This is a genomic window from Streptomyces sp. NPDC034049 (genome assembly GCF_055575575.1).
On sequence record NZ_JBVISJ010000009.1, the window covers coordinates 1 to 13,232 of the forward strand.

The following is a 13,232-nucleotide window of genomic DNA, read 5'->3' on the forward strand; positions in this document are numbered from 1 at the left end:
AACGTGACGGGGGTGCTGGCGACGGAGGAGGAGCTGACCTCGCCCGAGTACTGGGCCCGTCACATCCGTCAGGCCGTCCGCTTCCACGACGGCGTACGCCACCTCGTCGAGTCGGGCGTGACCACGTTCCTGGAGCTGGGCCCCGACGGGGTGCTGGCCGCGATGGCGCAGGAGACCCTCGAAGCCGAGGGCCGCGACGACGCCCAGGCCCTCACCCTGCTCCGACGCGACCGCGCCGAGACCGACACCCTCGTCAAGGCACTCGCCGCCCTGCACAGCCGGGGCGTCCGCGTCGACTGGGAGGCATTCTTCGAGGGCACCGGCGCCCGGCGCGTCCCCCTGCCGACCTACGCCTTCCAGCGCGACCGGTACTGGTTGCAGCCCACCGCGCCGGAGGACGGGGGAGCCGGCCCGGACGCCACCGGGCACCCGCTGCTCGGTACCGCCGTAGCGGTCGCGGGCACCGGTCAGACGGTGTTCACCAGCCGCCTCTCCCGGCGCACCCACGGATGGCTCGACGACCACTCGGTCCTCGGCACCCCGGTGCTGCCCGCCTCCGCCCTCGTCGAGGCCGCGGTCAGAGCGGCCGACGAGGTCGGCGCGGAACACCTGGAGAGCCTCACCGTGCACCGGCCGCTGATCCTGCCCGACCACGGAACCGCCCGGCTCCAGACCGTCGTCGGCGCGCCCGACGAGACCGGTCGGCGCCCCTTCACCGTCCACCTCGTGGCCGACGGAACGGAGCCCGACCGGGCCCCGCACGCCGAGGGCGTACTGGGCACCGCCACGGACCCGGAACCCGCGACCGTGCCCGACGGCCTGTCGGACGCCGGCGAAGCACACCTGGACGAGGGCCTCCTGCCGGACGCCGCGGCCCACGGTCTGCACCCCGCCCTGCTGGAGCGCGCCGTACGCGGCCTCACGGGCGAACCCCCTGTCGGCGGCGTCCGGGTCCCGGCCGCCTGGCAGGGTGTCCGGCTGCACGCGACGGGTGCCTCGGTGGTACGCGTCCGGGTCGCGCCGGCCCACGGCGACGGCGTCCGCGTGCAGTTGACGGACGCGGACGGGCAGCCGGTCCTCACCGTCGACCGGCTGGTCTTCGAGGACGTGCCGGAGGACCGGTTCGCGTCGGCCGACGGCGCGCGGCAGCCGCTCCTGCACCTCCGCTGGCCCCCGCTCACCGCCGCCGCCCCCGGCGCCCCGGTGCGCTGGGCCGTGGTCGGCGCGACGCGGACCGACCTGGACGCCGAGCGGTACGCGTCGCTCACCGGCCTCGGCGACGCCGTCGCGGCGGGCGCGTCCGTGGACGCCGTACTCGCCGAACCGTTCGCGGACCGGACCGGGGACACCGGGGACGTCGTCGCGTCGACGCATGGCGGTGTGCTGGAGACCCTCGACCTGGTGCGGACGTGGCTCGCGGACGAACGGCTCACGGACACCCGGCTGGTCGTGCTCACCCGAGGCGGGGTCGCCGCCGTCCCCGGGGAACCCGTCGATCCCGCCGTCGCCGCGGTGTGGGGCCTGGTGCGCTCCGCCCAGGCGGAGGCACCCGAGCGGATCGTCCTCGTCGACGCCGCCGTGGACGACACACCGTCAGGTGCTGCGCTGGACGCGGTCCTCGCCTCCGGCGAGCCGCAGGCGGCGCTGCGCGACGGCACGGTCCTGCTGCCCCGGCTGCACCGCGCCATGCCCCGGCACCCGGAGACACCGACCGCGGGGCACGCCCCGGCGGACACCACCACCGGTGGCGCCCCCGCCTTCGGCGGGCAGGGCACCGTCCTCGTCACCGGCGCGGGCGGCGCCCTGGCCGCACACGTCACCCGGCACCTGGTGACCGGGCACGGGGTGACGCGGCTGCTCCTGCTCGACCGGCGCGACGAGGAGTCCTGGCACGACCCCCGACTCCCCGCCGTGCTGCGGGAGTCGGGCGCGGACGTCACCGTGGCCCGGTGCGACGCGGCCGACCGGGAGGCCCTCGCGGCCGTCCTGGCCGGCGTCCCCGAGGAGCACCCGCCGACGGCGGTCGTTCACCTCGCCGGGAGCGTGCGCAACGCCCTGCTGCCCACGCTGACCCCGGACGGGCTGACGGCCGTGCTGCGGGACGGCGCGGACGCCGCCTGGCACCTCCACGAACTGACCCGCGACCGGGACCTGACCGCGTTCGTGCTCTTCTCGTCCCACACCGGTGTCGTCGGCGGACCCGGCCAGGCCAACCTCGCGGCGGCCGGGGCGTTCCTCGACGGCCTCGCACACCACCGGGCGGCCCTCGGACTGCCCGCCACCTCAGTGGCATGGGGGCTGTGGGACATCGACGGCGGCATCAATGCGGGCCTCGACGACAGGGACCGCGACCGGTTCCTGCGCGAGGGCTTCCGGCAGGTGACACCGGACGAGGGCATGCGGTTCCTGGACGCCGCGCTGCGTCTGGACGCTCCCGCACCCCTGGCCCTGCCCGTGGAGCCCGCGGTCCTGCGGGCGGGCGGCCCGGTGCCCGCCGTCCTGGCCACACTCGCCGGAGTGGTCAACCGGCGCGGTGCCACCGCCGGCACCGCGGACGCGGGGCCGGCCGCCCGGCTCGCCGGCCTCGGCGCCGAGGAGCGCCGGGAGGCCGTCCTCGCGCTCGTGCGGACCGAGGTGGCCGCCGTCCTCGGACACGCCGACCCCGGCGCCGTCGAGGCCGACCGCGCCTTCCAGGAGATGGGCTTCGACTCCATGACCGCCGTCGAGCTGCGGAACCGGCTCGGCGAACGGGCGGGCGTACGGCTGCCGGCCACGCTTGCCTTCGACCACCCCTCGCCCGCCGCGCTCACCGAGCACCTCCTCGAACTCCTCACCCCCGAGGGCGTCGACGGCCGGCCCCCGGTCCTCACCGCGCTGGACTCCCTGGAGGCCGCGCTCGTCGACGGCCCGGCGGACGACCCGGGCCGTGCGGAACTCCTCGTACGCCTCCAGACGCTCGTGTCCCGCCTGACCGTCGGCGCGGACCCGGCGGAGGACATGACGAGCCGCATCGAGGCGGCCTCCGCCGAGGAGATCTTCGCCATGATCGACACCGAGCTCGACGGCATCGGCGACCCCACCCACTGAGTCCGGGCCGGCCCGGGCGGACCCGAACCGCCCGGCCCGGCCCCGAACCGCAGCGCGCTTCCCCCATCCGCCGGACGATCCAAGGAGATCCGAGGTTCGCATGTCCAACGACATGTCCAACGAAGAGAAGCTGCTCGCCTACCTCAAGAAGGTCACCGGCGACCTCCAGAAGGCCCGTCGGCGCGTGACCGAGCTCGAGTCCGGCAGGGACGAGCCCATCGCGATCGTCGGCATGGCCTGCCGCTACCCGGGCGTCTCCTCCCCGGACGAGCTGTGGCAGCTCGTCATGGACGAGCGGGACACCATCACCGACTTCCCCGCCGACCGGGGCTGGGACCTCGACAACCTCTACGACCCCGACCCCGCCAAGCCCGGCCGGACCTACGTCAGACAGGCGGGCTTCGTCGACGACGCCACCCGTTTCGACGCCTCGTTCTTCGGCATCTCCCCCCGCGAGGCCCTGGCGATGGACCCGCAGCAGCGGCTCCTGCTGGAGACCGCGTGGGAGGCACTGGAGGACGCGGGCATCGACCCGGCCACCCTGAAGGGGTCCCGCACAGGCGTCTTCACCGGCCTCGTCGAACAGAGCTACCTCGGCCTCGACACCCCCGGCGAGTTCGACGGCTACCTGATGACCAGCAAGCTCAGCAGCATGGGGTCGGGCCGCATCGCGTACACCCTCGGCCTCGAAGGGCCCGCGGTCTCCATCGACACCGCCTGCTCCTCCTCGCTCGTCGCCCTGCACCTCGCCGTCCAGTCGCTGCGCTCGGGGGAGTCCACCCTGGCGCTCGCGGGAGCCTCGTACGTCGCCGCGACACCCGGCGGGCACATCGACTTCTCCCAGCAGCGCGGACTGGCCCAGGACGGCCGGTGCAAGCCGTTCGCCGCCGCCGCGGACGGCATCGGCTGGTCCGAGGGGGTCGGCCTGCTCGTCGTCGAGCGGCTGTCCGACGCCCGGCGCAACGGCCACGACGTCCTCGCCGTGGTCCGGGGCGTCGCCGTCAACCAGGACGGCGCGAGCAACGGCCTCACCGCGCCCAACGGGCCCTCGCAGGAACGGGTCATCCGCCAAGCCCTGCGGAACGCCCGGCTGAACGCCACCGAGGTCGACGCCGTCGAGGCGCACGGCACCGGCACCACGCTCGGCGACCCGATCGAGGCCCAGGCGCTCCTCACCACCTACGGGCAGGAGCACACCGACGAACGCCCGCTGTGGCTGGGCTCGTTGAAGTCCAACATCGGGCACGCCCAGGCCGCCGCCGGCGTCGGCGGCATCATCAAGACCGTCCAGGCCCTGCGCCACGGCATTCTGCCGAGGTCGCTCCACTCCGAGAACCCCACCCCGGTCGTCGACTGGTCGGCCGGCGCCGTACGCCTGCTCACCGAGGCACGCCCCTGGCCCGAGACCGGACGCCCGCGCCGCGCCGGTGTCTCCGCCTTCGGTGCGAGCGGCACCAACGCCCACGTCATCCTGGAGCAGGCGCCGCCCGCCGAGCCGGCCGAGCCCGCCGGGAAGGACAGCGACGGCACGCCCGCCGCCGACGTCACCCCCACCCCGGCCGTGCCGTGGGTCCTGTCGGCGAAGACCCCCGAGGCGCTGCGCGCCCAGGCCGGACGGCTCCTCGCGCACACGGAACGGCACCCCGCGACCGACCCGCTGGACATCGCGTACTCCCTGGCCACCACCCGTTCGACGTTCCCCCACCGGGCCGGCGTCATCGGGGCGGACCTCGGTGAACTGCGCGAGGGCCTGCGCGCGCTGCGCGACGGCGAGACCTCGCCGCACGTCGTGCAGGGCACCGCCGTCGACGGCGGCAAAACGGTCTTCGTCTTCCCCGGGCAGGGCGGCCAGTGGGACCGCATGGCCGTCGAACTCCTCGACACCTCCGAGGTGTTCGCCGCTTCGATCCGCGCCTGCGAGCAGGCCCTCGCCCCGTACGTCGACTGGTCCCTGGAAGACGTCCTGCGGCACGCCGACGGCGCGCCGTCCCTCGACCGCGTCGACGTCCTACAGCCCGCCTCCTTCGCCGTGGCCGTCTCCCTGGCCGCGCTGTGGCGCTCCTACGGCGTGGAGCCGGACGCCGTCGTGGGCTCCTCGCAGGGCGAGGTCGCCGCCGCCTACGTCGCCGGGGCGCTCACCCTGGACGACGCGGCCCGCGTGGCCGCCCTGCGCAGCCGGGTGGCACGCGTGCTGCACGGCCGCGGCAGCATCGCCTCCGTGGCCCTCTCCCGCGAACGGCTCGCCGCCCGCCTCGAAGCGGAGGGCTGGGGCGAGCGGCTGTCCATAGCTGTCGTCAACGGGCCCCGCTCGACCGTGGTGTCCGGGGACGGCGAGGCCCTCGCGGAGTTCATCGCCCGGTGCAAGGAGGACGGCATCCGGGCCAAGAGCTTCTCCACCGCCTTCGCCTCCCACTCGGCCCAGGTGGAGGAGATCCGCGACCGCCTCATCGAGGCCCTGGCTCCCATCCGCCCCCGTACGGGCACCGCGCGGTTCTACTCGACGGTGACCGCCGGCCCGCTCGACACCGCCACCCTGGACGCCGAGTACTGGTACCAGAACCTGCGCCGCCCGGTGGAGTTCGAGGCCACCGCCCGCGCCCTCGTCGACAGCGGCTACCACTCCTTCGTCGAGGTCGGCCCGCACCCGGTGCTCGGCCCGGTCCTGGAGGAGAGCCACGAGCGCGCCGTCGTGGTCGGCACGCTCCGCCGCGACGACGGCGGCCTGGACCGGTTCCTGACCTCGCTCGGCGCGCTCCACACCCGCGGCGGTCACGTCGACTGGCGGACGGTCTTCGCCGGCCACCGGGTCCGCGCGGTCCGGCTGCCCACGTACGCCTTCCAGCGCGAGCGCCACTGGTACGCCGCGACCGGCGTCGACGTCACCAGGCTCGGCCTCGCCCCCGCGGAGCACCCGCTGCTCGGCGCGGCCGTCACCGTGGCCGGAGCCGGGCAGACCCTGTTCACCAGCCGTATCTCCGCCCACACCCACTCCTGGCTCACCGACAGCACCGTCCACGGTGCCGCCGTGCTGCCGCCGTCGGCCCTCGCCGAACTGGCCGTGCGCGCCGGCGACGAGGTCGGCCTGACCGCCGTCGACGAGCTGACGCTGCACGAGCCCCTGGTCCTCGCCACCGGCGACGGCACTCAGATCCAGGTCGTCGTGGACGCCGCCGACCCCGACGACACCACGGCAGCGCGCCCGTTCGCCGTGCACGCCCGCCCGGACAGCGGAGACGTGCCCTGGACCCAGGTCGCCACCGGCCGCCTCAGCCTGCGCGCCCCGGGGGACACCGCCGACCTCGCCCAGTGGCCGCCCCCGGGCGCCACGGCCCTCGACCAGGCGGAGGTCCGGGACAGGCTCGCGGCGGACGGCATCACCCCCGGCCCCGCCTTCCACGGCCTGACCGGCCTGTGGCGGGACGGCGACACCCTCCTCGCCGAGGTCCGCGCCCCCGACCAACTCCGCGCACAGGCGGCCGAGTTCGCACTGCACCCGGCCCTGCTGGAGGCGGCCCTGCACACGCTGCCGCTCGCACTCGGCACTGCGGAGGGCGGCGGGGCCCGCCTCGCCACACACTGGAGCGGCTACCAGCTCTACGTCGGCGGGGCGACCTCCCTGCGCGTCCGGTTCACCCCGGTCGGCGAGGCCGCCGTCCGTGTCGACATCGCCGACCGGACGGGACGGCCGATCGCCACGATCGCCTCGTTGACGACGCGGCCCGTCGGCGCGACGGCCGTCGGAGCCGTCGGCGCCCGCAGCCACGACTCCCTGCTCCGCGTGGACTGGCGGCCCCTCGGCCTCACCACGACGCCCGACCGGCCCGCCGCCCTGGCGCAGCTGGGCACCGACCTGTTCGACGCCGTCCAGCTCGCCGACGTGGCCGCGGCGGCCAAGGCCGTGGACGCGGGCGCCGTCTTCGACGCCGTCCTCAGCCGACACACCCCGGCCCGCGAGGGGCAGGACATCGCCTCCGTGTACGCGGCGACCCACCACGCCCTCGGTACCGTCCAGGAGTGGCTGGCCGACGACCGCGTGGAGGACGTCCCCCTCGTCATGGTCACGCTCGGCGCCGTCGCGGTAGGCGCCGAGGACGTCACCGACCTCGGCGCGGCCGCCGTCTGGGGACTGCTGCGGACCGCGCAGTCGGAGTCGCCGGGCCGGTTCGTGCTCGTCGACCTCGACGACGACCCGGCCTCCCTCGCCGCCCTGCCCGCCCTGGTGCGCTCCGGCCAGGCCCAGGCCGCGCTCCGGCAGGGCCGGGCCTTCGTCCCCCGGGTCACGCGGGTGGACGCCCCGGCACCGGGCACCACACCCGGCGGCACCTGGAACCCCGACGGCACCGTCCTCGTCACCGGCGGCACCGGCACCCTCGGCGCGCTCTTCGCCCACCACCTGGCGGCCGTGCACGGGGTGCGCCATCTGCTGCTCGTCAGCCGCAGCGGCCCCGCCGCGCCCGGCGCCGACGAACTGCGGGAGTCCCTCACGGCACTCGGCGCCGAGGTGACCGTCGCCGCCTGCGACACCGCCGACCGCGCCGCACTGGAGGACCTGCTGGCCGGTCTGCCCGCCGACCGGCCGCTGACCGGTGTGGTCCACGCCGCCGGTGTCCTCGACGACGGCCTCGTCACCGCACAGACCCCGGAGCGGCTCGACGCGGTCCTGCGGCCCAAGGCCGACGCCGCCTGGCATCTGCACGAACTCACCCGCGACATGGACCTGTCCGCGTTCGTCCTCTTCTCGTCGCTCGCCGGCGTGATCGGCGGCGCCGGCCAGTCCACCTACGCCGCCGCCAACTCCTACCTGGACGCCCTGGCCCAGCACCGCGCCGCCCACGGCCTGCCCGCGACGTCCGTCGCCTGGGGCCTGTGGGAGCAGCTCGGCGCGATGGCCGCCGATCTCGACGCCGCCGACATCGACCGCATCGTGCGGGCCGGCTTCCGGCTCGTCGCGTCCGACGCGGGACCGGGCATCCTCGACACCGCCATGGCCCTGGGCGCCCCCGCCCTGGTGGGCGTGCCCGTCGACGTGGAGGCCCTGCGCGAGCAGCGGACCTCGGCGCCGCTGGTCTTCGAGTCCCTGGCCCGCACACCGGCGCGCCGCACGGTCAGCGAGTCGGCGCTCGGCACCGAGAGCCTGGGCGCCCTGCTCGACGGCAAGGAGGAGGCGGAACAGCTCCGCATCGTCCTCGACGTGGTCCGGGCCGAGGTGGCGGCCGTCCTCGGCCACTTCGACCCCTCCGGCATCCGGCCCGACCAGGCTTTCCCCGAGCTCGGCTTCGACTCCCTGACCTCCGTAGAACTGCGCAACCGGCTCGGCGCGGCGGCCGGCACCAGGCTCCCCGCCGGTCTCGTCTTCGACCACCCGTCGCCCGCCGCGCTCGCCGCGTACCTGCACGCCGAGATCGTCGGCGGAGTGGCGGGCCGGGCCGGGCCGGGAGTGGACTTCGCCGCCGAGATCCGGCTCGCCGACGACATCCGGCCGGCCGACGAGGTCCACCTGGTGGCGGAGGACCCCGGGGACGCGCTGCTCACCGGCGTCACGGGCTTCCTCGGCGCGTTCGTGCTGCGCGAGCTGATGCGTACGACACGGGCCCGGGTGCACGTCCTGGTGCGCGCGGCCGACGAGGCCGAGGCCCTGGAGCGGGTCCGGGCCAACCTGGAGTGGTACCGCATCCGGGACGACATCGACCCCGGCCGTCTGCGGGTCGTCGTCGGTGACCTCGCCGCGCCCCGGCTCGGGCTGACCGAGGAGGAGTTCGACGCGCTGGCCCGTACCGTCGACGTGGTCTACCACGCCGGCGCCTCGGTCAACTGGATCCACCCGTACGCGACGGTGCGGGCCGCCAACGTCCTCGGCACCGAGGAACTGCTGCGGCTCGCCGCCCGGCACCGGACCGTCCCGTTGCACCACGTGTCGACCACGGGTGTCTTCGCCGGCCCGGTGACCCGGGGCGTGCCGCTGCGGGTCACCGATCCGGCGGGGCCGGGCGAACTGCTGCCCAACGGCTACACCCAGAGCAAGTGGGTCACGGAGCAGATCATCGACATCGCCCGCGAACGCGGCCTGCCGGTGAACGTCTACCGGGTCGACCAGATCGCCGGCGACCAGGTCAACGGGGCCTGCCAGACCCGTGACTTCGTGTGGCTGACCATCAAGGGGATGCTCCAGGCCGGCGCGGCGCCGGCCGAACTGCCCGGTGTCTTCCGACTGATGCCGGTCGACTACGCGAGCGCCGCCCTGGTGGCCGTCTCCCGGCGCCGGTCCGCCGGGGGTGGCACCTACCACCTGTGCAACGACAGCCATGTGACGTTCGCCGACGTGGTGGCCCAACTGCGTGCGTACGGCTACCCGTTGGACGAGCTCGACCGGAAGACCTGGTTCGAGCTGGTGCGGGCCGACCCGGAGAACGCCGCCGCACCGCTGCTCGACGCGGTGGAGCTGCTCGTGGCGGACAGCGAGTCCTTCTACCCGGCCATCGCCACCACCGAGACCGTCGCCGCGCTCGACGGGACCGGCATCGAGTGCCCGCCGGTCACCGGCGAACTGTTCCGGACGTACGTCGAGTTCTTCGCGGACGCGGGCTACTTCCCCGCCCCGCGGGAGAGCGGAGCCGGGGCGGGCGCCGCCCGGTGAGCACAGCGCCGCGGCCGGGACGCCGTCGCGTCCCGGCCACCTCGATCGACCGGTCCACGACGAGCAGCGCGGTGTCGGACGTCACGTAGGACTCCGACACCCGCACCGGAAAGGACACTGCCGGCCTCCTGGACGGATATGGCGTCGGCGGCGAAAAGCCGGTCGAGAGTGGCGACATCATTACTCTTGAACGCCCGGACGGCGAGTTCCGCCCGTGCCGGGACCTGTTGGTCCAGGTCTTTGTCGAGAGCCGTCATGGCTAGAGCGCTCCTGGATCACTCCCAGGTCGTCCGGGCCGGTCGGGAATACGCGCGAAAGGGCCCCGGGAGCCCCGGAGTTCCCGGTCGTGAGCCTGCCATCTGCCGGTCATCGACAGGCAACGAGCCGCCCCGCCACGGCGGTTACTCCGTGGTGGGAGACAGCGGAAGACGGCCGCCTACGCTTTTCCCATGATTCTTCGGAGGGTTTCGGAATGAGTCCTGTGTCAGTCAACGAGGTCCTTCACCGAATTCCGGTGGAACCGGTGTCGATGCGGTCGGCAATGGCGCGCTTCGCGACCGGCGTCATCGTGTTGAGCGTCGGTGGCGAGAACCTGCACGGAATGACCGCCAACGCGTTCAGTTCCGTCTCCCTGGATCCACCGAAGATCCTGTGCTGCGTCGCCCACAGCGCCGTCATGCACCGGGCGATCACCTCGGCACACGGGTTCGGCATCTCGATCCTCGGCGCCGGACAGGAGTCCGCCGCCCGCCACTTCGCCGACAAGGCCAGGCCGCTGGGCCCTGCGCAGTTCCGTGGGATCGGCCACGAGCCCGGTCCCCGCACAGGGGCCCCGCTGCTGCACGGCGCGGTCGGCTGGCTGGAGTGCGAGCTGTCCGAGGCGTACGACGTGGGCGACCACTCGATCTTCATCGGTGACGTGGTCCACGCCGTCACCGCACCGGACACGTCCGGTCTGCTCTTCTTCAACGGCGGTTTCCGACAGCTCGGAGCCGCCCCCGAGTGACAGGGGTGACCATGTCCGCAGGAACGAGCACACAGCGGCCGGCCTGGCCCGTGGATCCCATGGTCGGCCCCTGGTTCATCGAGGCGCTGAACGAGGGTCTCGCCCGGTCGGTGCCGCGTCTCACCCGGCCCGCGCCCGCCCGGCGGCAGGGGGCCCCGGACCCGTACGGCACCCTCGAGGGCCCCGAAGCCGCCCGGGGACTCCCCGATCCGCGGGGCACCTGCTTCACCGACCGGCACGCCTTCGGCGATCCCTTCACCGCCGCGGTGATGACCGCGTACACGGAGGCACTCGACACCGTGCTCAGCCGCGCCGAACGCGAAGACGCCCGGCTGCGGCGGGCGTTGCTGCGCCACGGGGCGCACACCCTCGCGGAGGCGTCCGGCCGGGAATGCCGGACGCGGGACGGCGGCGCGTGTCCCCAGGAGCGGCCGCTGGAACCCGAACTGGCGGCGGAGACGGGGACGTTGCTCATGGAGTGCGCCGCGCTCGTCCTGCTCGGCGACGGGACGCCGCGACCGGGCTCCCGGGCCGCCGATCTCATCAGGAACCTGGGCACCTCGGTCCGCCGGGCACCCGGACCGGCCCGGACCCGCCGAGACACGCCGCGATCACGCATTTCAAAAGAAGTTCACAGCAGGCACATCAAGTCCTGACAGGATCTTCTTATGAACAAACATCTTCTTGCGGGAAAAGTCGTCCTCGTCACCGGCGCGAGCAGCGGCATCGGAGCGGCGGCGGCCAGAGTGTTCGCACAGGAGGGCGCGGCGGTCTTATTGGTCGCCCGTAGACAGGAGCGGCTGGCCGCCCTCGCCGACGAACTGCGCGCCGCGGGGGCCCGGGCGGCGTACACGGTCGCCGACGTCACCTCGCCCGAGGAGGCCGCCCTCGCGGTGAAGTCGGCCGTCGGTACGTTCGGGCGGCTCGACGGCGCGTTCAACAACGCCGGCGTCGGCGGTGACCGCACCCCCCTGCACCAGATGGACGACGAGACCTACGACGCCATCATGGACATCAATGTGCGCGGTGTCTTCAACTGTCTGCGCGCGGAGATCGCCGCGATGCTGGAGCACGGCGGCGCGATCGTCAACAACAGCAGCGTCGGCGGTCTCGTCGCCATCCCCGCCGCCGCGCCGTACGTGGCCTCCAAGCACGCCGTCGTGGGGCTCACCCGGGCAGCCGCCGACGAGTACGCGCAGCGGGGCATCAGGGTCAACGCCGTGGCCCCCGGCACCACCCGCAGCGAGATCACCACGGACTGGTTCGCCCGCAACCCCGGCCTGGAGGACATGGTCAACTCCATGACCCCGCAGGGCCGTACGGCCGAGCCGGAGGAGATAGCCGCGGCCGCGGCCTGGCTGCTCAGCGACCGCTGCCCCTTTCTGACCGGCACGGTCCTGCCGGTGGACGGCGGCTTCGTCAACCAGTGAGCACCGGCACGGCAGAGGGGCGGTTACTCGGCCGTTACTGCCGCCGCACGCCCCCCGGATAGATTCGCAAGCCACGCAAGAGGCGTGTGAGGGTGCCCCGTTCGGCCGGCTCCTTCGTCCAGCCGGACCGAATCACCCGAGCGGTGACGCCAGTTGTGGCGCCGGGGCGCCACCCCCCCACCACGAGAGGGCAGGACACCCATGTCCAAGCAGTCGCTCACCCTTGTCGGACTCGGCCCGATGGGCAGTGCGATGGCCGACGCGTATCTCGCCAAGGGCTACCGGGTGACCGTGTGGAACAGGACGGCGAGCAAGGCCGAGCCCCTCGTGGCCAAGGGAGCCGTCCTCGCACCCACGGTCGCCGACGCCCTGGCCGCCGACGAACTCGTCCTGCTCAGCCTGACGGACCATCAGGCGATGTACGCCATCCTCGGCCAGGCCACCGAGGCACTGGAGGGCAGGACCGTCGTCAACCTCAGCTCGGACACCCCGGCCAGGTCGCGCGAGGCGGCCGAGTGGGTGAACCTGCACGGTGCGGCGTACCTGACGGGCGGGGTGACGGTGCCGCCCCACCGCATCGCCGGCCCGGGCGCCCTCACCTTCTACAGCGGGCCCCGTGACGTCTTCGAGGAGCACCGCGCCACGCTCGAAGTGATCTCCGCCGCCGACCACCGGGGTGAGGACCAGGGACTGGCCGCCCTCTACTACCAGCTCCAGCTCGACATCTTCTGGACGTCCCTGTCCTCCTGGCTGCACGCCGTCGCGGTCGCCAAGGCCAACGGCATCTCGGCCTCCGACCTCCTGCCCTACGCCTCCGGCACCCTCGCCTCGATGCCGGACTTCCTGGGCTTCTACACGCCCCGGCTGGACGAGGGGAACTTCGCGGGCGACGTGGAGCGGCTCTCCATGGGACTGGCGAGCATCGAGCACGTCGTGGAGACCGGCCTCGACAGCGGTGTCGACTCCTCGCTGCCGGCCGCGGTGCGGGAACTCCTGCGGCGGGGCTTCGCGGCGGGCCGGGCCGAGGACAGCGCCACCAGCATCGTCGAACTCCTCGGACAGCCCTCCGCATGAG

6 protein-coding genes are annotated in these 13,232 nt (G+C 74.1%); all 6 read left to right on the top strand.

The genetic code is table 11. The annotated features are described in order from the left end of the window. Positions 1–3,087: type I polyketide synthase (locus ACZ52C_RS25005; protein ID WP_469076837.1), on the top strand; the 3,087-nt coding region annotated here is incomplete at its 5' end. Between the two features lie 100 nt (positions 3,088–3,187). Then, positions 3,188–9,721 (top strand): thioester reductase domain-containing protein, encoded by a 6,534-nt coding sequence (locus ACZ52C_RS25010; protein WP_469076838.1) that lies wholly within the window; start codon positions 3,188–3,190, stop codon positions 9,719–9,721. A 541-nt stretch (positions 9,722–10,262) separates the two neighbouring features. Further along, complete coding sequence (locus tag ACZ52C_RS25015) at positions 10,263–10,727, top strand: flavin reductase family protein (protein ID WP_469076839.1); 465 nt, start codon at positions 10,263–10,265, stop codon at positions 10,725–10,727. 11 nt (positions 10,728–10,738) lie between these two features. Continuing rightward, positions 10,739–11,383: a hypothetical protein gene (locus tag ACZ52C_RS25020; protein WP_469076840.1), complete on the top strand. Its 645-nt coding sequence runs from the start codon at positions 10,739–10,741 to the stop codon at positions 11,381–11,383. Between the two features lie 12 nt (positions 11,384–11,395). Further along, the gene (locus tag ACZ52C_RS25025) at positions 11,396–12,157 is read left to right on the top strand and encodes an SDR family NAD(P)-dependent oxidoreductase (RefSeq protein ID WP_469076841.1); all 762 of its coding nucleotides are present in this window, start codon (positions 11,396–11,398) and stop codon (positions 12,155–12,157) included. Positions 12,158–12,358: 201 nt separating this feature from the next. After that, complete coding sequence (locus tag ACZ52C_RS25030; RefSeq protein ID WP_469076842.1) at positions 12,359–13,231, top strand: NAD(P)-dependent oxidoreductase; 873 nt, start codon at positions 12,359–12,361, stop codon at positions 13,229–13,231. Position 13,232: the final 1 nt, after the last annotated feature.

What these genes read in the sequence shown, in the direction of transcription:
- ACZ52C_RS25015 (WP_469076839.1), top strand. Translation starts at nt 10,263, where the DNA reads ATGGCGCGCTTCGCGACCGGCGTCATCGTGTTGAGCGTCGGTGGCGAG.
- ACZ52C_RS25025 (WP_469076841.1), top strand. Translation starts at nt 11,396, where the DNA reads ATGAACAAACATCTTCTTGCGGGAAAAGTCGTCCTCGTCACCGGCGCG.
- ACZ52C_RS25010 (WP_469076838.1), top strand. Translation starts at nt 3,188, where the DNA reads ATGTCCAACGACATGTCCAACGAAGAGAAGCTGCTCGCCTACCTCAAG.
- ACZ52C_RS25020 (WP_469076840.1), top strand. Translation starts at nt 10,739, where the DNA reads ATGTCCGCAGGAACGAGCACACAGCGGCCGGCCTGGCCCGTGGATCCC.
- ACZ52C_RS25030 (WP_469076842.1), top strand. Translation starts at nt 12,359, where the DNA reads ATGTCCAAGCAGTCGCTCACCCTTGTCGGACTCGGCCCGATGGGCAGT.